The organism is Chryseobacterium defluvii (assembly GCF_003634775.1).
Taxonomy (GTDB): Bacteria; Bacteroidota; Bacteroidia; order Flavobacteriales; family Weeksellaceae; genus Chryseobacterium; species Chryseobacterium defluvii.
This window is the reverse complement of the sequence record NZ_RBXB01000003.1, coordinates 373,633-398,262: the sequence shown is the minus strand read 5'-3', so window position 1 is coordinate 398,262 and position 24,630 is coordinate 373,633. Positions and strand designations below refer to the sequence as shown.

Genomic DNA, 24,630 nt, shown 5'->3' with positions numbered 1-24,630 from the left:
TTATTTAAAATAATGTTCTTTGTCATTCTGACGAAAGAAGAATCTCTTAAACCTTTATTCAGACACAAGCATCTGCTTTATCTGCTTAATCAGTGGGAGAAAGAATTATTTAAATTTCTTAAAAATCAAAGATGCATTATGGCCCCCAAATCCAAAAGCATTACTTAAAGCATACGCAATATCCTTTTCTTTAGCTTCTCCAAAAACAATATTCACCTCTTTCGGAATATTTTCATCCATATGCTCCACATTGATAGTTGGCGGGATAATCCCTGTCTGAATAGCTTTTATCGAAAGAATCGCTTCTGCTGCACCTGCAGCGCCTAATAAATGCCCTGTCATGGATTTGGTGGCACTGATATCAAGATTTTTACTCCCTTTGAATACATTGTTAATTGCCTTTAATTCAATCAGATCTCCGATCGGAGTTGAGGTCGCATGGGGGTTAAGATAATCAATATCTTCTGTGTTGATTCCCGCTTCCTTCAGGGCCAGCTGCATCGCTTTAATCGCTCCGACTCCATCAGGATGTGGCGCTGTCATGTGATACGCATCGGCTGTCATTGCCGCTCCTACCAATTCTGCATAAATTTTGGCACCTCTTGCTTTGGCGTGCTCATACTCTTCAAGAACCAACGCTCCTGCACCTTCACCCATTACAAACCCATCTCTATGGGCATCGTAAGGACGGCTGGCTGTTTTAAAATCATCATTCCTCGTGGACATAGCTTTCATAATGGAAAAACCTCCTATAGAAGCCGGAGTAATGGCCGCTTCCGATCCGCCGCTGATAATTACTTTTGCTTTTCCAAGACGAATATAATTGAAAGCATCCATTAAAGCCGTATTTCCTGTAGCACAGGCGGAAACGGTGGTATAGTTGATTCCCTGAAGTCCGTATTTCATGGAGATCATTCCCGAAGCCATATTGGCAATAAATTTTGGAACAAAAAACGGATTGAAACGAGGTGTTCCGTCTCCTTTTGCAAAATCCATGACCTCATTTTCAAAAGTCCACATACCGCCCTGCCCTGTACCCCAGATCACTCCGGTGTCGAAAGGGTCCATGCTTTCCAGCTCCAATCCAGAATCCTGAATGGCTTCAGCAGATGAATACATGGCATATTGAGTGAAAAGATCACTTCTTTTGATTTCATTATGATTTAAATACACCTTAGGATCAAAATCTTTGACTTCACAGGCAAAGTGAACTTTGAATTTCTCTGTATCGAAATGCCTGATTAAATCGGCTCCACTTACTCCGTTGATGCTATTTTGCCAAAAATCTTCTACGTTGTTTCCTAAAGGTGTTACCGCACCCAGTCCAGTTATGACAACTCTTTTCATACTTAGCTATTAATTTTAAATAAATTAGAGGTACCTCTTGCAATTAGCCTGGTTTTATCTGCGTTCCATATTTCGCAGTGGGCATTCACAAATTGTTTCCCTCTTTTAATGATTTTAGTTTCTGCTACAATAATATCATTTTCTTTTGCAGTTGAAAAATAATCGATCACATTATTAATGGTTGTGATGAATGATTTTTCATTCAAAGAAAACATGGTAGCTCCGATGATGTCATCGATGATGGCTGCTGTTACCCCGCCATGAAGGTTTCCAATGGGGTTCAGCCATTCCGGCCTTACGATATATTGAAATTCCAGATGTCCTTCTTCAGCAGAGATCACAATAGGGTTGAGCCATTTCATGAAGGGAGAAGGTGACTGATCAAATTCTTTGCCTATGAATTGCTGTAATTGTGCTAACCTGTCCATACTATATAATTTTTATTTTTCTAATATCATCGTTACCCCTTGTCCTCTTGCGGCACAAATCGAAATAAACCCTTTTCCGCTTCCTTTCTCGTTGAGCAATTTGGCTAGAGTTCCGATGATTCTTCCTCCCGTTGCGGCAAAAGGGTGGGCTACAGCAAGACTTCCTCCTTTTACATTTAGTTTACTTCTGTCTATTTTTCCAAGAGCCTTTTCAAGACCGAATTTTTTTGCTGCCTCATCATTTTCCCAAATTTTGATTGTTGCCAATACCTGTGCTGCAAAAGCTTCATGAATTTCGTAGTAATCAAAATCTTCAAGGCTCATTCCCGCTTTTTTCAACATTCTATCCGCTGCAAAAACCGGAGCCAGTAATAAATTGTGTTTATTTTCAACATATTCAATCCCTGCAACCTCTGAAAAAGTAATATAGGCTAAAATGGGTAAATTATTAGCTTTTGCCCACTCTTCACTAGCCAGTAATACTGCAGAAGCACCATCTGTAAACGGAGTGGAATTTCCAGCAGTCAATGTCCCGTTTTGTCTATCAAAAGCAGGTTTTAATGAAGCTAATTTTTCCAGGCTAGTATCACGGCGGAGATTATTGTCTGTATGTAAACCAAAAGCTGGAGAAATCATATCATCAAAGAAGCCTTCATCGTATGCTTTTGCCATATTCTGATGGCTCTTTAAAGCCAGCTGATCCTGTTCTTCACGGGAAATCTGGTAATGTTTTGCTGTAATTTCTGTGTGCTCTCCCATAACCAGGCCTGTTTTCGGTTCCTGGCCTTTGTAAGGAACCGGCATCCAGTCTTTCAGCTTCGGACTTAACAATTGTTTTAATTTTCCAAAAGCTGATTTTTCTTTATTGGCTTTTAATAATGCTTTTCTCAATCTTGGAGTAGATTCAAAAGGGATATTGCTCATCGCTTCAACACCACAGGCAATTCCGCTTTCGATTTGTCCTAATGCAATTTTATTTCCGATATATACAGCGGCTTCAATACCTGTGTCGCAAGCCTGTTGAAGATCACAGGCCGGAGTTGCAGGATCCAGTGAAGTATTCATCACGGATTCCCTGATGAGGTTGCTTTCGGAAATGTGTTTGATCACAGCACCGCCAGCCACTTCCCCAAGGAGCTTTCCTTTCAAATGATAGCGATCTATAAGACCATTTAATGCGGCAATCAGTAAGTCCTGGTTTCCCTGGTCTGCATATGCGGTATTGATTCTGGCAAACGGAATTCTGTTGTATCCGATAATGGCCACTTTTTTTGTTTCCATAGGATGAAAAATTTATGATGGAATAATGGTAAGTTCTTGATCTATAATCGAAAGTATCCTATCTAAAGCAAGATGCAGATACTTTTCGTCTTCTGTGGTTTTGGAGAGTAGAATCCCTCCTTCAATAAGCATGATGAATAAGGAAGCATATTCTTCTGCATTTAATGCGGAATTAAGCTCATTGTTTTTCTGACCTGTTGAAATAACGGAGGCAATTTTAGCGGTCCATTCCCCGAATGATTTCTTAACCTGATTATTAAGGTATGGAAAATTATCGTCAGCTTCAGTGGCGGCATTCATTAATGGACATCCGCCATTAAGAAAAACGGTTTTCCAGTTTTTCCTGTAAAAGGCTACAAAAGCATGCAATTTATCCAGTGTTGTTGGGAATTCGTCTCCGAAAGAGCGGGCCATATTTCTGGCCAACAACCCTGAATTATATTTATAAGCCTCAATAGCTACCTCATCTTTATTCTCAAAGTTTCCGTAGATGCTTCCTTTAGTGAGTCCTGTCGCTTGTGTAATGTCTGATAAGGACGTAGTGAGATAGCCTTTGGTATTGAACAAAGCTGCGGTTTTCTCAATAATGAGTTGTTTGGTCTTTTCTGCTTTTGACATTTTCAATGAAAATATAATGCAAATATACAATAAAATATACCGATCGGTATATTTTAGATTAAAATAAAATCTGAGTTGAATCTATCAACTCAGATTATTTATGAATATTATTAAGCTAAAGTAGCATTCAGGGTAATTTCAAAATTGAAAGCGGCACTTACCGGGCATCCTTCCTCGGCAATTTTAGCATATTTCTGAAATTCTTCTTCGGTAATACCAGGAACTTTCGCAGTTAAAGTCAATTCCGATTTTGTGATCTTTCCAATGTTTGGGTCCAAAGTAATAACTGATGTTGTCTTTAGTTCTTCAGGAGTGAAGCCTGCTTGTGAAAGCTCTGCACTTAGCTTCATCGTGAAGCATCCTGCGTGAGCGGCAGCCAATAATTCTTCGGGATTGGTTCCTACTCCGTCCGCAAAACGGCTGTTGAAAGAATATTGAGTCTGGTTTAACGTTGTGCTTTGAGTTGTTAAGTGTCCGTTTCCTTCTTTGATGGTACCGTTCCAAACGGCAGTGGCGTTACGTCTCATAATGTTTTGTTTTTTGTTAATATTATTTATTTTTTGATGGTACAAATTTATATCAGAATGAAGTCAGAAAAAATGGAAAAACAGTATTAAATGTTGTACTTTTTTCCCGAAGTGTAATTTTTCTTGAATGTAACGGGAGTGCTTCCTGTTTTATGGGTAAAAAGCCTGTTGAAATAAGCGGGATCTTCATACCCCAAATCATAGGCAATTTCTTTAATGGTTTTATCGGTATAGAATAAAAGCCTTTTGGCTTCCAGCAAAATCCTGTTGATGATAAGCTGGTTGGGTGATTCCAGATTTAGATTTTTAAACTTGTGAGTTAATGTTTTAGGGGCTACATGAAGGAGATTGGCATAGTCTGCGACATTATGCTTTTCTTTGAAATGAATTTCAAGGTATCTGCTGAAATCACGGAAAATGTCCAGTTCACTGCCTGGAATTTTGATGTGTTCATTATCAATATTCTGTTTTTTCCATTTTCTTGTGGCACGGATAATCAGCTGTTTCACATAGGTTCTTATCATTTCCTCGGCAGAAGAATCCATCCATTCCAGTTCATTTTTTATTTGTTGGAAAAGATCTGTGATAATAGCTGCTTCTTCGTCCTCCAGTTCAACAAAAGGGATTTCGAAAATATTATGAAAGAGAAGTCCGTCGCAAGCCACTTCTTTATCATGAATCTGGATACAGTAAAAATCACGGTTATAATATAACAGAATGGCGTCTTCTTTTCCCTTTTCAATGGTAAAGTTTTGATGGGTTAAGAAAAATAAAGACGTTCTTTTGGGAGCATATTGTTTGAAATCTACATTTAGCTCATAACCGGCAGGAATCAGAAGTATTTTGATATACGGACGAAATTGTCCGCTATTGATGATTTCAAGGTTTTTATCGGAAAAAACTTCAAACCCCAGTTTCTTGTAATGGTCTTCAAAAATAAGCGGCTGCGGCATATATTTACTTTCGCTTAAAGATACAAAAAAGCATGATTTAATATAGGTTGACATAATGCAAAAAGAAAAGTACAAGAAACCATAAAAATTCATATATTACAAGATAATATTTTTCCCTTTTTAAAAGCCTTGTATTTGAATTATAATTTAATTTTCTTCACAAAATAATGAGCAAGCTAGAAAATATTTTGAGAGAAATAACCCCGTTATCTCCCGAGGACAGTTTTCTTGTATTTGACCGGATAAAGGCATCATTTGATTTTCCGTATCATTACCATCCGGAAATTGAGATCAATTTTGTCTATAAAGGAAAAGGGTACCGTCGTATGATCGGTGATCATACCGGAGAAATCGGAAATTTAGAACTGGTGTTGGTAGGCCCCAATTTACCGCATTGTTGGGCCAATCACAAGTGTAAAAACAGGAAAACACATGAGATTACCGTTCAATTTAATCAGGATTTTTTTAACCAGTCGGTAATGGAGAAAAATATCCTGAAACCCATCAATAATCTGATAAAGGAATCTATCCGGGGAATATTATTTTCCCAGGAAACTGCTGAAAAACTGAAGGACTCTTTTCTCAACCTATCTAAAATGAGCAGTTTTGAATCCTTTATTGAAATTATGAAAATTCTTAATGAATTGGCGACTGCTGAAAATAAAACCCTTTTATCTTCTTATAGTATAGAACTTGAAACATTTGTTGATAATGATAAAATGAAAACCATACATGATTTTGTGCATAAAAATTTTGAAAATAAAATAACACTTGATGATGCTGCAGCTCTTGTGAATATGAGCAGTGTGACCTTCAACAGGTTCATCAAAAAAAGGACAGGGAAAACTTTTGTGAATTATCTTAACGAAATAAGAATAAGCTATGCCGCCCGATGGCTGATGGAAAAGAACCTTACGGTCTCTGAAACCGCGTTTGAAGCCGGATTTAATAATATTGCCAATTTCAATAAGGTTTTTAAATCCATCAAAAAAACAACTCCTACAGAATTTAAAGAACTTTTTAAAGGAGTGAAAAAAATAGAGTAGTGTTTTGTTTTTATTTGTAAAAATATACTTTTAAATAAGACGATCCGGATTTTAGAGATCCGGATTTCTTTTTTTATTATTGAAATCCATTAAAATGATAAGTATATGATGCAGAAAATATAAAAAATAGTAAAAAAACATCAGTTTTTAAATATGAAATTGAAATGCATATTTTGATTTAAAACATTGATAATCAATGATTAATTGACATTTTTTTATAATGGCTGAAAAAATAATATCGTTTTATGATAAAATAATATTATATCTGACTGGCTACAAAATTTAGATTTGTTAATGTGAATTAAATCTTAATAAAACTTTAATTATTTGATGCATTTGAAATATTATGTTGAGGAAAATGAGAGAATTGTTTTAAAAGCATGAAAATATTTAAAGTAATAAATGAATTTTCACATAACCCTTAACTAATCTAATATTTATGAGAAAAATAGTTGTACCGGTTGTATTGGCCTTTTCCGTGTCTGGATATGCACAGGAATCAAAGGCTTCCGACACTGCTAAAACAACCGATATCCAAGAGGTTGTTGTGACATCTTTAGGGATAAAAAGACAAGCACGTTCTCTAACCTACTCCAGCCAGCAGATTGGCGGAGATGAGTTGACTGAAGTAAAAACTCCCAATCTTTTAAACTCCATTAACGGAAAAGTTTCCAACGTACAGATCAATAAAACGAATGGTGGTGTGGGTGGATCGGTAAGAGTGGTTATGAGAGGGGATAAGTCTACTCGAAACAGTCAGCCGTTATATGTGATTGACGGTATTCCGATCATTAACAATACGGGAGTTACCGGAACTGGAGGCCCTAATGTAGATTACTTTAATTCAATGCCTGATACGGGAGATGTGTTAAGTACAATTAACCCGGAAGACATCGAAAGCATCAACTTTCTTAAAGGTGCTTCGGCCGCCGCTTTGTATGGAGCTCAGGGAAGTAATGGGGCGATACTTATCACAACTAAAAAAGGGTCTGCCGGAAGAAGCAGCCTTTCTTATAGCTCAAGTTTGACATTTGATAGAGTATATAATTTGCCAGAACTACAGCATAGCTATCTTCAAACCACCCCTTACGATCCGGCTAACGGAAATACCGGATCATATGACAGTTGGGGAGCAAAAGGCTCTTCAAAAGATTATACCAAAGATTTCTTCCAAACCGGGGTTACCTGGATCAACAGTGTAAGCTTTCAGGCAGGCAATGAAAAGTCAACGAGCTTTTTCTCTTTAGGAAATACAACCAATAAAGGAATAATTCCTACTTCTAATTTAGATCAATATAATATCAATTACAGAACGACCAGTAAATTCCTGAATGATAAACTTGTTCTGGATGCCAATGTAATGGCCTCATTACAGACTTCAAAAAACAGGCTGTCTCCGGGATCATATTTCTCTCCGATTACCAATTTATATTGGCTTCCGAGAGGAGTGGATTTTGATCATTTTGCACAGAATTATTCTTATTTTGATCAAACCAGGTATCTGGATGCGCAAAACTGGTGGGCTGTAAAACCCAATGGTGAATTTGCAGATAATGAGACCCAAAACCCTTTTTGGATACTTAATAAAAACCCTGTAATCACAAAAAACAAAAATGTGTATGGGTCTGCAGCATTAAGCTATACAATCAACAGCTGGTTAACAGCAAAAGTGAGAGGAAACTACAATTATTTTAATTCGGATTCTCAAAGAAATGTGGCGGCCTATTCCCAGCCAACGGTTTTAGGAAGCAAGGACAGTAATGGGAAAATTTATAAAAACACATTAGAAAAAACAACCATTTATGGGGATGCATTATTAATAGGGAACCCTAAAATTAATGACGATATCAGTCTGGATTTTACATTGGGAGCCAGTATTTCTGATCTTAAATATAACATTACAACAATCGAAAACAATAAGCTTTTTGTAGCTAACCTCTTTGCTCTTAATAATCTCGACTGGGGTAATGAACAAGGACAGGGGGTCTACGGGAATGGAAGAAGCTATATCATTACCCATCCTCAAAGACAGGATCAGTCTGTTTTTGCAAGTGCGAGTCTTGGTTATAAGAGTAAAGTATATCTGGATCTGACTTTCAGAAATGACTGGTCTTCAACACTAGCAGGTACAGGTAATAATGGTATTGATTACGAATCAATAGGAGCAAATGGTATTTTAACAGAGATCTTCAATCTTCCGGAGGCAATTTCGTTTTGGAAACTAAGGGCCTCCTATGCTACTGTAGGAAATGCACTGGATCCAACATCCACGATTCCACAACCGGAATTTAATGCTGGAGTGATCACGGGGTCTTATTCTTCTGCCCCGGTGAGTAATGCGATGTTTAGTGATTTATTTCCGAAGCCTGAATTCAACAGGACTTTTGAAGCCGGGACAGAGCTAAGAATGTTTAATAATAAATTATCTTTTGATTTTACATTTTATAAGTCAGTGGTTAGTAATCAATATTTAAAAGGCGTTGATGCGGCAACAAATTTTGGAGTACAGTCCGGAAAAGTTGATATCAATGCAGGAAAAATTGAGAATATAGGTTTCGAATCAAGTCTGTCCTATAAAGTTTTTAATCGTGAAAAGTTCAGATGGACGACCACGCTTAATGCATCAGCCAATAAAAATACCATAAAGGAACTTTTACCGTTGAAATATTATCCGGATCCTGAGAAGCTTTTTGTCTTGAACGGAGGTGGATTTAATATGTTGAAAGTTGGAGGTTCGTTTGGAGACCTGTATGGTACTGCATTTAAAAGAGATACCCAGGGAAGAATCGTGGTAGATGCGAATGGAGTACCTATCAAAGACAGTAACGAAAAACAATATCTTGGGAACCCTAACCCGAAGTTTATGCTTGGGCTTAATAACAATTTTTCAATTGGAAGGTTTGATGTAAGTTTCCTTATAGACGGAAGATTCGGAGGGCAGGTTTTAGGATTTACCCAATCTGTTAATGATGGATTAGGGGTAAGCCAGGCATCCGCAGATTCCAGAGATGCAGGAGGTGTTTCCATTCCGAATGCAGTCTATGAAAATGGAACTCCTTACACAGGATTAACGGATGCTGAAGATTATTATAAAGTTGTTGGAGGAAGAGGAGGTATCAACGAAGCTTATATCTATAAGGCTACTGCTGTCAGATTAAGACAGGCTTCAATCAGCTATACTCTTAAAACAAATTCAAAAATATTCAGAGATGCTACATTAAGTGTTATCGGGACTAACCTGTTCTTCCTCTACAAAGATGCTCCTTTTGATCCTGAGCAGGTATCGGGAGTTAATCCCGGAGGAGTTGGTGTTGATATGTTCGGGATGCCGATTACCCGTTCTTTAGGTTTCTCTTTAAAAGCAAACTTCTAATTACCTGAGATATGAAAAAAATAAATTCTAAGATTATTATTTTGAGTCTTGTGGCTGCATTATTTTCAGGCAGTTGCACCGATGATTTTGAAAACATCAACTCACAATATAGCGGCGTCACCAATGAACAGTTACTGGCTGATTTTGTGGTGTTGACCAATCCGCTAAAACAAATGCAGAAAAACATTCAGAATCCTACCAACTGGATCTATCAGCTGCAGACCAACCTTAATGCGGATATGTACAGTGGCTTATTCAGTACAGCTACTCCCTATAATGGAGGGAAGAACAATACTACTTACTTTATGATGGACGGCTGGAATGAAAGGATCATGATGAATCAGCTAGAGGATGTTAACCAACAATATAAGAACTTCTTCAGGGAATCGGCGGAAAAATATCCGGGAGTAGACTTTTCCCAATCCAAAGCTATTCTGATGATATTAAGAGTAATTGCCGCTCAAAAAGTTTCAGATGCTCATGGACCCGTAATTTATAGTAAATTCGAGTCTCCAAGTGCCAACGGGATCACGGATTTTGATTCCCAGCAGGATGCTTACAACTACTTTGTTACGGATCTTAATAAAGCGATTCAGGCATTTTCCGGAACTCCAAGTATTGAAGATAAAACCGTGATCCAAAAATCCGATGTGGTATTTTCAGGAAATACGGCCAATTGGGCAAAATTAGCCAATTCGCTTAAGTTGAGGCTGGCTATGAGATTGAGCTATGCAGATCCGGTAAAATCTAAACAATATGCCGAAGAAGCGTTATCTTCTCCGGTAGGTTTAATCGATGACAATTCAGAAAATGCATTGGTAAGCTATGGCGGAGCTTCTCCGTTGAATGATATCATTTATTCATGGGGAGATTGTAAAATCGGAGCGCCTTTAATGGCTTTTATGAACGGATTCCATGATCCTAGAATTTCGGCGTATGCTAAACCTGCTACAGATCCTGCCGCTTCAGGTCAGTACATTGGAGTAAGACTGGGTGTGGATCTTGGAGGAAGTAAAGACCGGTATGGAGATTTCTCTCAACCCATCGCAGCAGCGGCAACAGGAGACTATTTTTCAGCAAGCAACGGAAAAAATAAAATCTTTACAGCAGCAGAAGCATGGTTTTTGAAAGCCGAAGCTGCTATAAGAGGTTACGCCGGAGCAGGGGATGCAGAAGTCAATTATAACAAAGGGATAGAAATGTCATTTGCAGAATGGGGAAAAAGTTCAGGATATGCTGCTTATATTGCAGATGCTACCTCCACAGAAGCACCTTATATTGATCCTAAAAATTCGGCCAATAACATCCTGGCAGGAAATCCAATGCTAAGTACGATTACGATCAAATGGAATGCCGGAGATACTTTCGAAAGAAAACTGGAAAGAATCATGACTCAAAAGTGGATTGCCATTTATCCGGACGGAGCTGAGGCGTGGGCTGAGCAAAGAAGAACAGGGTATCCTGTTATCTTTAAAAACATTCTGAATGACAGCCAGGGTACTATAAGTACTGATGTAATGATCAGAAGAGTTCCTATTCCGTCCAAATATCGAAATAATACATTGAATTATCCTCAGGCAGTACAATATCTTGGCGGGCCGGATACCGGAGCCACAAAATTATGGTGGGATAAGAAAATATAATATTAACCAAATCAGATCAAATAAATTAAAAAAGAGAGAGGTTGTCTCAAAACTCAATTCACAATATCTAATATAATCTTACTCTTTGAGACTTCCTCTTTTCTTTTAACTTGCATAGTGTTTTATATGTATGGAAAAAAATAGCCCCGGAACTTCCCGAATAAAACCGATCTTATGGATTTCAACATTGTATTTCGCAATGGGGATGCCCTTTGTGACAGTAAATGCGGTCTCTGGCATCATGTACAAAGACATGGGGATTTCGGATTCTAAGATCGCTTTCTGGACGGCGCTTATTTTATTTTCCTGGACATTGAAACCTCTTTGGAGCCCTTTTCTGGAGATCTATAAAACAAAAAAATTCTTTGTTGTTTTTACTCAATTTGCAATAGGAATTCTGTTTGCTTTGATTGCATTGAGCCTGCCGTTGCCTGGTTTTTTCAGATACAGCATTGCCCTCTTTGCCGTTGTAGCATTCTGTGGAGCAACCCATGATATTGCTGCAGATGGAACCTATATTAATTTTTTGACAAACAAAGAACAGGCACAGTACATTGGCTGGCAGGGTGCTTTTTACAATCTGGCTAAAATTATCAGCAGCGGGATCTTGGTTTATTTCGCAGGAGTATTGGAAAAAACAGAAGGAGTGACCCATGCCTGGATGATGATCATGGGAGTCTATGCTCTTTTATTTTTTGCGTTGGCGGCTTATCATTATTTCATCTTGCCGAAAGAAAATAAGGGAGAGCAAACCTCCAGGAAAACTGCAGGAAATGTCCGAAAAGAACTGTTGGAGGTCATTACCTCTTTTTTTACAAAACGGAATATTATAGGGTCTGTATTATTTATTATTCTATACCGTTTTGCAGAAGGATTTGCCATTAAAATTGCACCGCTTTTTTTTAAGGCACCAAGATCTTCAGGAGGTTTAGGATTATCTACATCCGATATCGGGTTGATCTATGGAACTTACGGTTCGGGTGCATTTATTTTAGGATCTGTGTTGGCAGGTTATTTCATCTCTGCCCGAGGATTAAAAAGATCATTGATATGGTTGTGTGCCGCATTTAATATTCCTTTTGTGGTGTATGCATTACTGGCTTATTATCAACCGGTAAGCCTGTTACCCGTAAGCATTGCCGTTATAATAGAATATTTTGGCTACGGATTTGGCTTTGTTGGCTTGATCCTCTACATGATGCAGCAAATTGCTCCCGGAAAACATAAAACTGCGCATTATGCATTTGCAACGGGCATTATGAACCTGGGCGTGATGATCCCCGGAATGTTTAGCGGAATGATCAGCGATTGGGTAGGATATAAAATATTCTTCATCTGGGTTCTGATCGCTACGGTTCCTGCATTTATCATTACATGGTTGGTTCCTTTTCCATATCCAGAACAACAAAAAGAACAATAACCTAATCACAAATAACTTAAATAAAAAGTAAAAATACTTTATGACATCTCAATCAGTAATGATCCCTTGGGAGGATCGCCCGAAAGATTGCCGTGATATTATGTGGCGCTTCTCTGAAAATCCAATCATAAACAGATATGCGATCCCGACATCCAATAGTATTTTCAACAGTGCAGTAGTGCCTTTTGAGGATGGGTTTGCAGGAGTGTTCCGTTGTGACAATAAAGCGGTGCAGATGAATATTTATGCGGGTTTCAGCAAGGATGGCATCAATTGGGCGATCAATCATGATCCTATAGAAATGCAGGCCGGAAATACAGAAATGATCGAATCTGATTACAAATATGATCCTCGTGTTACCTTTATTGAAGACCGCTACTGGATTACCTGGTGTAACGGATATAATGGTCCTACGATAGGCATCGGATATACCTTTGATTTCAAAGAATTTTTTCAGTGTGAAAATGCATTTTTGCCTTACAACAGAAACGGGGTCCTTTTCCCGGAAAAAATTGACGGAAAATATGCCATGCTAAGCAGGCCAAGTGATAACGGACATACGCCTTTCGGAGATATTTACATCAGCTATAGCCCGGATATGAAATACTGGGGAGAACACCGTTGTGTAATGAAAGTGACTCCATTTGAAGACAGCGCTTGGCAATGTACGAAAATTGGAGCGGGGCCTGTTCCTATAAAAACAAAAGAAGGATGGCTTCTTTTTTACCATGGGGTAATCAATACCTGCAGAGGGTTCCGGTATTCGATGGGAGCTGCATTGCTCGATCTTGAAGACCCTTCAAAGGTATTATACCGTACAAAACCCTATCTGTTGGCTCCGGCAGAACTATATGAACTTACAGGAGACATTCCCAATGTTATTTTTCCATGTGCGGCAATTACTGAGGGGGATAAAGTCACAGTATATTATGGGGCGGCAGATACCGTGGTTTCTATTGCCTTCGGATATATTTCAGAGATTATAGATTTTATGAAAAAGAATTCAATTTAAAAAATGATTTAAAACGGTATGAAAATCATCGTGAATTTTATTTTCCCACTATTTAAAATCATCGTGATGGTTTTCATATTTTTAAGTAAACTCCTATCTTGAGGGACATTTTGAGAAATCCTTTATTATGAAAAAAGAACTGCTTATTTTTTTACTTACTGTATTCATTTGCAATGGAAATGCCCAGCAACGGAAAAATGATGTTCTTTCCTGGGTAGACCCGTTCATAGGAACGGGAGGGCACGGTCATACTTTTCCCGGAGCCACAACACCATTCGGAATGATACAGCTAAGCCCGGATCAAAATACCAAAAGCGGAGATTGGGACTGGTGTTCCGGGTATCATTACAGCAGTAAGACTATTATGGGATTCAGCCATAACCATCTCAGCGGAACAGGTTGGGCAGATCTTGGAGATATTCTGGTAATGCCTACGGTGGGAGAAATAAAAATGGTTCCCGGCTCAGAAGAAAATCCGGAAACAGGATATCGTTCCAAATTCAGTCATGAAAGAGAAACAGCGTCTCCGGGATATTATTCCGTGGTGCTGGACAGTTATGGAATCAAAGCTGAATTAACAGCTTCTCCAAGAGTAGGGTTTCATAAATATACATTTCCTAAAAGTGAGGAATCCAATATCATTATCGATCCTACCAACAAAATCTTCGGGAATATTTATCATACACTTGTAAGCATAGAAGGCAATAATAAAATTAAAGGATATTGCTACAGCAATGGCTGGGGAGGAAAAAGATTCTCTTACTTCGTGATGGAATTTTCAAAACCTTTTACATCTTACGGAGTATATTCTGAAGGAAAAATAAAAAACAATGAAAAATTTGCTTTAGCCAAAGATGCAAAAGCTTTTGTACGATTCTCTACCCAGCAGAATGAAAGTGTTGAGGTGAAAGTATCTCTATCTCCTGTAAGCACAGAAGGAGCACAGGAAAACTTTGATGCTGAAGCCCAAAATGTAGATTTTGCAAAAGCTAAAGAAGCAGCACAAAATACATGGAGAGCCCTGATAAACAGATTCCAGATAACAGGAGGTACGGATGAGCAGAGAAAAATTTTCTATACAGGGGTTTATCATACGTTCATTGCCCCCAATCTTTATATGGACGTGAACGGAGATTATGTAGCCGCTCAGGAAAATATGAATACCAAATGGTTTACCAATTACAGCACCTATTCGTACTGGGACGGGTTCCGTGCAACACATCCGTTACTTACCATTATGGATCAGAAACATACGAAAGAATTTGCCAATTCTCTGATTAGCAGATATACAGACAGAAAGGACCACATGCCGATTTGGGAACTATGTGGTTATGATAATTTCTGCATGCTTGGATACCACAGTGCTTCCGTAATTTGGGATGCTATTTCCAAAGGAGTGCCGGGAATTGATCCCGAAAAAGCATTCGCAGCCATGAAAGATGCTTCTTTAACGGATAAAATGAGTAGCAGTGATGGTGGTGGTGGCCTCAACGATTATATCAAACTGGGGTATACTCCATCGGAAAACGGAGCTTCTGTGTCTGCAACACTGGAATATGCTTATGATGACTGGTGTATTCAGCAGCTTGCAGAAAAGCTTGGTAAAAAAGAAGATGCAGAAGTATATAAAAAGCGTTCAATGAATTTCCTTAATACATTCAACAAGCAGAATAACCATTTCTGGCCAAGAAAGAAAAACGGAGATTTCATCCCTGATTTTGTCCTGAACGACTGGAAAAAGCTTCAACCACACTGGGTTTCAGGAAATATCTGGGCGTATGACTTTTTTGTTCCTCATCAGATTGATGAAATGATCAGTTTGTACGGGGGAAAGAAAGGATTTGAAGAAAAGCTGGACAAAACATTTACCGAAGAGCTTAAAATGGAAGGCGAACAGCACGTTGATATTTCAGGATTCATCGGGTCTTTAGGATTTGGTGATGAACCGGGACATCATGTTCCTTACCTGTACAACTATGCAGGATCACCTTACAAAACCCAGAAAATGGTAAAATATATCCGTGACAATATGTATGCTGCAAAACCAGATGGGATTGTAAACAACGAAGACTGCGGACAGATGTCGGCATGGTATATTTTCTCTTCGTTAGGATTCTATCCGGTAACACCGGGGAAACCTGTTTATGCAATTGGAGCGCCACAATTTCCGAAAGCATCTTTACAGCTGGAAAACGGAAAAACCTTCACCGTAATTGCGGATAGAATATCCGATAAGAATATATATGTTCAGAAAATGTTCCTGAACGGGAAAGAACATAAAAGCTGGGAGCTTAACCACAGTGACATTATGAAGGGCGGTGAACTGAAATTTGTAATGGGGAGCCAACCTGTAAAATAATTAATAAAAAACAAAGAAATAAAAGAATCATGGAAAGGAGAAAGTTTATAAAAACAAGCGCATTGGCGGGAGTGGGATTATTATTTACGCAGAATGTTTTTGCCAAAAGCCTGAGCATAGAAGAATTTCCTATTGTCCGTGTTCCTAAAGATAAAAGACATTTTACCAGTGAAGCCGTGGAAAATGCGATTGCGGCTTTCAAAAAGAAGGTGAAAAATAAGGAACTGGCCTGGCTATTTGAAAACTGTTTCCCCAATACATTAGATACTACTGTTTTTTATAAAGAAACCAATGGTACTCCGGATACATACGTCATTACAGGAGATATCGACGCAATGTGGCTCCGCGATAGTTCAGCACAGGTTTTCCCTTATCTGCAGTTTTCAAAAAAAGACGAAAAACTGCATAAGCTCATTTCCGGAGTTATCCATAAGCAGACAGAATTTATTCTGAAAGATCCTTATGCTAACGCTTTTTACAACGACGAAAATAAAGTAAGCGAATGGAAAGAACATGACCATACAGATATGAAACCGGGGACTCACGAGAGAAAATGGGAAATCGATTCATTGTGTTACCCGATTCGTCTGGCGTACCATTTCTGGAAAACTACCGGGGATACAAAACCTTTTGACAGCAAATGGCTACAGGGAATTAAGCTTACTTTACAGACTTTTATTGAACAGCAAAGGAAAACCAATTTAGGACCTTATAAATTCGAACGTACCACATCTTGGGCTACAGACGGAATTCCGATGGGAGGGTACGGTTATCCTACCAATCCGGTTGGGCTTATCAACTCGATGTTCCGTCCAAGTGATGACGCTACTATTTATGCATTTCTCATCCCATCCAATTTATTTGCAGTAGTAAGCTTACGTCAGGCTGCGGAAATGGTTTCACAGATAAAAAATGATAAAGCATTAGCTCAACAGTTGAATAATCTTGCCGATGAGGTAGAGACTGCCATCAAAAAATACGGAATTTACAACCACCCTGAATATGGAAAAATATATGCTTTTGAAACCAACGGATTCGGAAGCTACAATCTGATGGATGATGCGAACTGCCCGAGTTTACTGGGATTACCTTATCTCGATGCTGTAAAACCGGATGATCCTGTGTATCTCAATACCAGAAGATATGTATGGTCAAAAGACAATCCGTTCTTTTTCAAAGGCAAACTGGCAGAAGGAATTGGTGGACCTCACATCGGACTTGATATGATCTGGCCCATGAGTATCATTATGAAAGCCCTTACCACTAAAGATAAAAGCGAGATACGATGGTGCATAGAAACCCTGCAGAAAACCCACGGGGGTACAGGTTTCATGCATGAGTCCTTCCATAAGGACGATGACAAGAAATTTACCAGAGCATGGTTCGCATGGGCGAACACCTTGTTTGGAGAACTGTTATGGAAAACCTTTAACGAAAATCAGGATTTATTGACGTAAATGCATAAATAACATTCCGTTTTCTTTTTTGAATAATACCATTTGGCAAAGCTCATTCAGGCATTGCTAAAGGAGGCTTTTTGCTAAAAAAACGAATATATTTTTTTCTTTTTCAGATAAAACAATACAGGTAAAAACTCTTGAAAAATGGGAAACATTGATAATTTTACCCCGGTTGAAAGATCATTTTTGAATGATACTTTAAGAAGCAATAAGGTGAATGTACCCTATATTGCTGTGGACAATTTTCCTAATCTGGGAATGCTTACCGCATTTCGGTTTCTGGAATGGGTGAGTGAAAATCCTAAAGGAGTAATCAGCCTTCCTACAGGAAAAACGCCGGAGTATTTTATTTACTGGACCAGGCATATTCTTGAGAATTGGGATAAAGAAAATATCATCAGGCTTAGAGAAAAACATCATTTATTATTGGAAGGAAAACCCTCACTGGCTGATCTTCATTTTGTTCAGATTGATGAATTCTATCCCATAAAATCATCACAGGCAAACAGCTTTTACCATTATGTAAACAAGTATTACATAGAAGAATTAGGGCTGAAAAGAGAAAATGCATTGCTCATCAACTGTGATGAAATCCTTTTAGCTGACGGAAAGACATTTGAAGAAATTTTTCCGGATAACAAAGTAAACCTTGAATTAAGATATCGCGAAGCTCAAAATCCTTTGGAAAAACTGCAGAAAGAATCTATCTTCCTTATTGATAACTGGTGTTCGGAATATGAACAAAAGATCCGTACACTGGGCGGAATCGGCTTCTTCCTGGGTGGGATCGGACCAGACGGACATATCGCATTCAACATCAAAGGTTCTGACCCATATTCCACGACACGGTTAACATCCACCAACTTCGAAACACAGGCTGTGGCAGCCGGAGATCTTGGCGGAATTGAAATTTCAAGAGAGCGGCTGGTGATTACCATTGGTCTGGAAACCATTACCTATAATAAAAACGCTGTTGCCATTATTTTTGCAGCAGGAGAGGCAAAGGCTCCTATGATAAAAGATGCATTGGAGTTGCCTCCTTCCAACCTGTATCCCGCTTCTGTTCTTAGCCTCCTTCCAAATGGCAGATTTTATCTCACACAGGGAGCTGCAAGTATGTTGAATGATTTTGTTGATCATTATTACCGTTCAGGCAACTGGTCTCAGGAAAAAACAGATAAGGCACTCATGTCTCTGACTCAGAAGTTAAATAAATATGCAGAACACCTCACGTTAGATGATCTTAAAGAAGACCAGTATACACAGCTGATTCCTGATCTTAATGAAAATACAGTTCAATCTGTAATAGATTCTATTGAACGTAAAATTAAAAAAGGGACAGAACTTCTCAGCAATGAAGTCTTTTATCATACGGGTCCACATCACGATGATATTTCATTAGGACTTTTACCTTATATTCATTATCAATCCCGTAATGAGATCAATACATCTTATTATTCAGTTCTTACATCCGGATTCACGGCGGTTACCAATAAATTTTTAGTCAAAATCCTGAATGATACTCTTTCTTTTGTAGAAAAAGGAGAAATAGAAATGCTGAATTATCCGGATTTTTTTGAAATCGGGTATAAAAATAAAAAAGATAAGGATGTTTATCATTACCTGATCAATATTGCCTCCGGGAATGCAGACGAGAGATCAAGAGCGGTATCCCATAGAATGGTAAGAAATATTGTTGAGCTCTGGGGTATGAAAACTCAATCTGATGTTGAGGAAAAGATCCGTGAAATTATTGCTACCATCAATTCCAGCTATGACGGTCAAAATCCGGAACCAAAGATCCAGACACTGAAGGGAATGATCCGTGAATATGAGGAAGAATTGGTTTGGGCACATTTCGGGGTAAGAACAAAAAATGTTCATCATCTCAGGCTTGGTTTTTATACAGGAGCCATTTTCACGGAAAAACCCAATCGGGAAAGAGATGTTATTCCGATCCTGCAACAGCTGAAAGCCATCAATCCAACGGTCATCAGCTTGGCCTTCGATCCTGAAGGAAGCGGTCCGGATACCCATTATAAAGTTTTGCAGGCCATTGCAGAAGCTGTAAGGGAATGGGGCAAGGAAAAAAATCTTTCCGAACTGAAAATCTGGGGTTACAGAAATGTTTGGTACCAGTTCAATGCAGCGGATGTTACTCATATTTTTCCGGTATCTCTTAATGCCATGAGTACAATGGATGAAAGCTTTACCAACAGCTATTTGAGCCAGGTGGAAGCGTCTTTTCCAAGTTACCGGTACAATGGAAAATTCAGTCACCTTTCCATACAAACCTGGGTAGACCAGTTGAAGGCGGTTCAGCTTGTACTGGGAAAACCCTATTTCTATGATAATGAAAGTCCGCGTCTGCGGGCCACTCACGGATTGCTGTTTTTCAAAGAAATGAATGTGGAAGAATTTTTACAGTCTGCCCGTGAGCTTGAGAAGTCAACGGAAGGAATACACCATTAGATATTCTATGATAAGACACTAGAATACCAATAAACATAAAAAAACAACCAAATAAATTGTACTATGAAAAAAAAATCCATTCTTTTTGTACTGATTGTATTAGCATTTCAGGCAAAATTTCTGATCAAGGCACAGCTTAATCCTATGGGAATCTGCTATGTAGAAGTGAATAACAACAATATCCTGAATGCAGGAGCATACAAACTGCAAACATCGAATAAATACTTATTTGGTGTTGTGAATATTTTTGCTGCCAACATCAATTATGATACAAGTAAAGGAAGAGCATATTTGTATTCTAATAACAATGTAACCAAAGTACTTACCAATGCACAAACCTATATCAAACCGCTTCAGGATAAAGGGATTAAAGTGGTATTAACTGTTCTGGGGAACCATCAGGGTGCGGGGATCTGTAACTTTCCAACCCGGGAAGCGGCAAAAGATTTTGCTTTACAGCTGGCCCACACTGTGAATACATATGGTTTGGACGGAATTGATTTTGATGATGAGTACTCAGATTATGGAAATAACGGAACAGGGCAGCCTAATTCAAGCTCATTTGTAATGCTTGTACAGGAATTGAGAGCGTTACTGCCGGATAAAATCATTTCATTTTATTACTACGGCCCCGCTGCTTCAAGGCTTTCCTGGAATGGATATAGAGCAGGGGATTATATCAACTATAGCTGGAATGCCATGTACGGTACTTTTTCTGCTCCAAATGTACCGCCTCTTACCAATGCGCAGATTTCTCCTGCGGCAGTATGGTTGGGAAATACTTCTAACTCCACGACGACCAGTTTAGCAAATCAAACCAAAAACGGCGGCTACGGATTATTCCTCTGGTATGACCTTCATGGAACTAATGAAACCACACAGCTTTCAGCAGGTACCCAGACATTATACGGAGAACAGACTGTTTTAAGCACTCCTTTGCAATCATGGACACAGGGAACCAACTGTGATGCTCCTATAGGATTATTCACAAGTAACCTTACGGGGACAAGTGCAAAATTGAATTGGACCGCTGTAGGAACTAATACTTATGATGTAGATTATAAACCGGCCACTTCCAGTACCTGGATTAATGCTGCAACGGCAACAACAGCCACTTCTTTAACGATATCCGGCTTAACGGCAAATACGGAATACGACTGGAGAATCAGAACAAATTGCAGCGTAAAAAGCACCTATATGTTTGCCCCAAGATTTAACAGCGGAACAGGTGTAGTGACTCCAACAGGAAATTACTCTCTTTCTTTAGACGGTAGCAGCGAATCTGGTTCCGCAGGGAATCTCACTTTAAGTGGTTCTGCATTATCATTTGAAGGCTGGATAAAACCTTCATCTTTCAAGTCTGCTTTCCCTTATATTTCTTCTATCATGGGAACAGAAGTAAGTGATAGCAATTCTGCCTTATTAAGATTGGGAGATGGTAATCTGGCTAATAACAAGCTTCAGTTTGTCGTAAGTATAAATAATGTACAGCAAAAACTGGCTTCCACTACAGCTCTGAATGTCAATACTTGGTATCATGTGGCGGCAACCTATGATGGTGCTGCGATGAAAATTTATATCAATGGTGTTCTTGATGCAAGCAGATCTCAAACCGGAAGCATCAATTCCAACGGAGCATTTAATGTAGGGTATTCATACAATACATCCAGAAATTTCAATGGTAAGATAGATGAGGTAAGAGTTTGGAAGAGGGCTTTAAGCCAGACAGAAATCAGTCAGAAAATGTGTAATGTGACACTTCCTGCCACTTCTCTTTCGGCGTATTGGAAATTTAATGAAGGGAGCGGAACATCCGTTCAGGATACTTCAGGAAATGGAGTTTCATTAACGTTAACAGGAGTTGATTCTACCAACTGGGGAACAGATGTACCGTGTACAACCAGTACTCAAAAAGGTTCAATAGCTGCAGAAACTCAAAAGCAAATTATTAATGAACAGGCTGTTAAAAAGCAAGTAAGGCTGTATCCGAATCCTGTAAGCAGATCTTCCCAGCTTACTATTTCTGTTCCGGCAGAATTCAATAAAGGGAAATTAACGGTTTATAGTTTGAGTGGAAATATTGTGGAAACCCAAACATTAAGTGTTGGAGATAATCCATATAATCCGTCTAAACTGTCTGCAGGTAATTATATCATTCAATTTGAATCTCAGAATGGAAGCCTGAAGCAGGTTGAAAGGCTGATGGTAAAATAATACATCAAAATCAGGGAGTTTTATTGTAATTAAAATTCCCTGGTTTATTACTTATAAAACGTACTATACTATGAAACAAAAATCTTTTCTTATTGTTCTTCTGATGCTCATTTTTCAGACAAAAACCCTGATCAATGCGCAACAGCTTAATCCTTTGGGAATATGCTATGTAGAAGTGAACAACAATAACATCCTGAATGCGGGCTCCTATACTCTGCAGACAAGCAACAAGCAGTTATTCAATGTTGCTATTATTTTTGCGGCTAACATTAATTATGATGTGTCCAAAAGCAGAGCTTACATTTCCAATAATAACAACGTATCAAAGGTTTTGAATGATGTCAATACCTATGTAAAACCTTTACAGCAAAAAGGAATAAAGGTATTGCTGGATATTTTAGGAAACCATCAGGGAGCGGGGATCTGTAATTTCCCAACCCGTGAAGCAGCGCGCGATTTTGCTTTGCAAATTGCCCATACCGTATACACCTATGGTCTGGATGGCGTTGATCTGGATGATGAATATGCAGGCTACGGAAATAACGGAACAGGACAGCCCAATAACAGCTCATTTGTAATGCTTCTTCAAGAACTGAAAGCTGCTATGCCGGATAAGCTGATTACTTTTTATTACCTAGGACCTGCAACCACAAGACAGTCTTACAATGGCGATGCCGCCGGAAATTATATAGATTACAGCTGGAATGCCTATTATGGCACATACAGTGCTCCTAATGTACCGCCTCTTACGAATGCCAAGCTTTCTGCTGCAGCAACCTGGATTAATAATACCTCTACATCTACTCTTGCAAATCTGGCGACTAATACTATTAATGATGGCTACGGAGTATTTATGTGGTATGATTTGAAAGGAACCAATGCAGCCAGCTATTTAAGTACGGGATCCAATATTCTCTATGGTGAAAACACCGTATTGAGTGGCTCTTTATATTCCTGGACACAAGGGGCAACCTGTGATCCGCCTTTAGGACTGGAAGCGACCAACATTACAGGAACTTCAGCCCAATTAAACTGGACATCCAGTGGCTCTCAAACCTATACTATTGATTATAAACCTGCCAATTCAACCACCTGGACCAATGTTGCCAGCAATTATTCCGGAAATAATATTACAGTCAATAATCTTACATTGAATACAAACTATGACTGGAGAATACAATCTAACTGTTCACCGACATTAACGAGTACCTACATTTTTGCCCCAAGATTTAATTCGGGAAACGGATGCGCAATTCCTTCAGGTCTTACATCGGGAAGCTTTTTGGGTAATACAACCCAGTTGTCCTGGGTGGGAACAGCCTCTTCATACACCCTGCAATATAAAACGGCAGCTGCTTCCACATGGACTGAAATTCAGAATATTACCACCAACACATATAGTCTTCAGAATTTAACACAAAATACCAATTATGTATGGAAAGTACAGGCGGTATGTGGTTCAACAAATTCCGGGTATTCAGCGGAAGCATCATTCAACAGCGGGTTTACACCGGTTCAAAGCCCGGGAGCAAGGTCGCTTACGTTTAATGGCAGCACCACCTATCTTAATGCCGGACAGTTCAATCTTAGCGGGAATGCGTTGACATTTGAAGGCTGGGTAAAAGTGAATTCATTTAAGTCTGCTTTCCCTTACATTTCATCCGTAATGGGTATCGAAGTGGGAGATAATAATTCAGCTATCTTAAGATTTGGTGACGGAAATCTTGCCAATAACAAGCTACAATTTATATTAAGCTTTGGATCATCACAGGTAAAGCTCAACAGTAATACCGGATTGAGTACCAATACATGGTATCATGTGGCGGCTACTTACGATGGCGCTTCTATGAAGATTTATATCAATGGTAATCTTGATGCAAGTTCCAATGCTACAGGTAATTTTACAGCAAACGGAATTCTTTACCTTGCAAGAAACTATGATAACTCAAGAACACTGAATGGCTTCCTGGATGAGTTCAGGGTTTGGAAAAAAGCATTGACAGCCCAGGAGATTTTAAATAATAACTGCAATGTTGCGCCTAACTCAACTGGGCTTGAAGCCAACTGGAAAATGGATGAAGGCAGTGGAAATGGAGCGCTAGACACAACAGCCAATACTCATTTTGCCACTTTGGTAAATATGACCAACTCCAACTGGAATACGGATGTAGCTTGCACCACTTCACTATCCACACAAAACATTGATTTGAAAAATGAAATCGGAGTCTATCCGAATCCTGTTAAAAGAGGGGAGAATATTTATTTTACCATTAAAGATAATTCCGTAAGTGAAGTATCGCTGTATGATATCTCGGGGAAATTTATTAAAAAACAAACGATAGATAGAAATAATACTGCCATAAATACTCACAACTTATCAAGCGGTACTTATATCTATACAATAAAATCAACAAAAAATCAGACTGCCACTTCCGGAAGAGTAATTGTGAAATAAGTCATAAATGAAACATACGTAA

Annotated in this window: 16 protein-coding genes; 10 read left to right on the top strand and 6 right to left on the bottom strand. The window is 38.8% G+C overall.

Annotated elements, in window-relative coordinates; all coding sequences use genetic code 11:
* Window positions 1–105: 105 nt before the first annotated feature.
* The 6 genes from fabF to BCF58_RS13685 form a co-directional block, all read right to left on the bottom strand.
* On the bottom strand, window positions 106–1,347 hold the full coding sequence (gene fabF / locus BCF58_RS13710; RefSeq protein WP_121462377.1) for a beta-ketoacyl-ACP synthase II: 1,242 nt from the start codon (window positions 1,345–1,347) through the stop codon (window positions 106–108).
* 2 nt (window positions 1,348–1,349) lie between these two features.
* The gene (locus BCF58_RS13705) at window positions 1,350–1,775 is read right to left on the bottom strand and encodes a PaaI family thioesterase (protein ID WP_121462376.1); all 426 of its coding nucleotides are present in this window, start codon (window positions 1,773–1,775) and stop codon (window positions 1,350–1,352) included.
* Between the two features lie 12 nt (window positions 1,776–1,787).
* Complete coding sequence (locus tag BCF58_RS13700; RefSeq protein ID WP_121462375.1) at window positions 1,788–3,056, bottom strand: acetyl-CoA C-acetyltransferase; 1,269 nt, start codon at window positions 3,054–3,056, stop codon at window positions 1,788–1,790.
* A 12-nt stretch (window positions 3,057–3,068) separates the two neighbouring features.
* Window positions 3,069–3,674: a TetR/AcrR family transcriptional regulator gene (locus BCF58_RS13695; RefSeq protein WP_121462374.1), complete on the bottom strand. Its 606-nt coding sequence runs from the start codon at window positions 3,672–3,674 to the stop codon at window positions 3,069–3,071.
* 110 nt (window positions 3,675–3,784) lie between these two features.
* Window positions 3,785–4,201, bottom strand: a complete 417-nt coding sequence (locus tag BCF58_RS13690; RefSeq protein ID WP_121462905.1) for an OsmC family protein — start codon at window positions 4,199–4,201, stop codon at window positions 3,785–3,787.
* Window positions 4,202–4,287: 86 nt separating this feature from the next.
* Entirely contained in the window at window positions 4,288–5,154 is an 867-nt protein-coding gene (locus BCF58_RS13685) for a helix-turn-helix domain-containing protein (protein WP_121462904.1), read from the bottom strand.
* Between the two features lie 167 nt (window positions 5,155–5,321).
* Here BCF58_RS13685 and BCF58_RS13680 point away from each other — a divergent pair, with 167 nt between their 5' ends.
* The 10 genes from BCF58_RS13680 (at window position 5,322) to BCF58_RS13635 (ending at window position 24,608) form a co-directional block, all read left to right on the top strand.
* Window positions 5,322–6,200, top strand: a complete 879-nt coding sequence (locus BCF58_RS13680; protein ID WP_121462373.1) for an AraC family transcriptional regulator — start codon at window positions 5,322–5,324, stop codon at window positions 6,198–6,200.
* 439 nt (window positions 6,201–6,639) lie between these two features.
* Complete coding sequence (locus BCF58_RS13675) at window positions 6,640–9,573, top strand: SusC/RagA family TonB-linked outer membrane protein (protein ID WP_121462372.1); 2,934 nt, start codon at window positions 6,640–6,642, stop codon at window positions 9,571–9,573.
* A gap of 11 nt (window positions 9,574–9,584) precedes the next feature.
* Window positions 9,585–11,216 (top strand): SusD/RagB family nutrient-binding outer membrane lipoprotein, encoded by a 1,632-nt coding sequence (locus tag BCF58_RS13670; RefSeq protein WP_121462371.1) that lies wholly within the window; start codon window positions 9,585–9,587, stop codon window positions 11,214–11,216.
* A 130-nt stretch (window positions 11,217–11,346) separates the two neighbouring features.
* A complete protein-coding gene (locus BCF58_RS13665; protein ID WP_121462370.1) occupies window positions 11,347–12,636 on the top strand; it encodes an MFS transporter in 1,290 nt (429 codons plus the stop codon).
* A gap of 40 nt (window positions 12,637–12,676) precedes the next feature.
* Entirely contained in the window at window positions 12,677–13,648 is a 972-nt protein-coding gene (locus BCF58_RS13660; RefSeq protein WP_121462369.1) for a glycoside hydrolase family 130 protein, read from the top strand.
* Window positions 13,649–13,775: 127 nt separating this feature from the next.
* Window positions 13,776–16,007 (top strand): GH92 family glycosyl hydrolase, encoded by a 2,232-nt coding sequence (locus BCF58_RS13655; RefSeq protein ID WP_121462368.1) that lies wholly within the window; start codon window positions 13,776–13,778, stop codon window positions 16,005–16,007.
* Between the two features lie 29 nt (window positions 16,008–16,036).
* Window positions 16,037–17,464: a glycoside hydrolase family 125 protein gene (locus tag BCF58_RS13650; protein WP_121462367.1), complete on the top strand. Its 1,428-nt coding sequence runs from the start codon at window positions 16,037–16,039 to the stop codon at window positions 17,462–17,464.
* Window positions 17,465–17,611: 147 nt separating this feature from the next.
* Complete coding sequence (locus BCF58_RS13645) at window positions 17,612–19,939, top strand: glucosamine-6-phosphate isomerase (RefSeq protein ID WP_121462366.1); 2,328 nt, start codon at window positions 17,612–17,614, stop codon at window positions 19,937–19,939.
* Window positions 19,940–20,002: 63 nt separating this feature from the next.
* Complete coding sequence (locus tag BCF58_RS13640) at window positions 20,003–22,153, top strand: endo-beta-N-acetylglucosaminidase H (protein ID WP_121462365.1); 2,151 nt, start codon at window positions 20,003–20,005, stop codon at window positions 22,151–22,153.
* A gap of 70 nt (window positions 22,154–22,223) precedes the next feature.
* On the top strand, window positions 22,224–24,608 hold the full coding sequence (locus tag BCF58_RS13635) for an endo-beta-N-acetylglucosaminidase H (protein ID WP_121462364.1): 2,385 nt from the start codon (window positions 22,224–22,226) through the stop codon (window positions 24,606–24,608).
* Window positions 24,609–24,630: the final 22 nt, after the last annotated feature.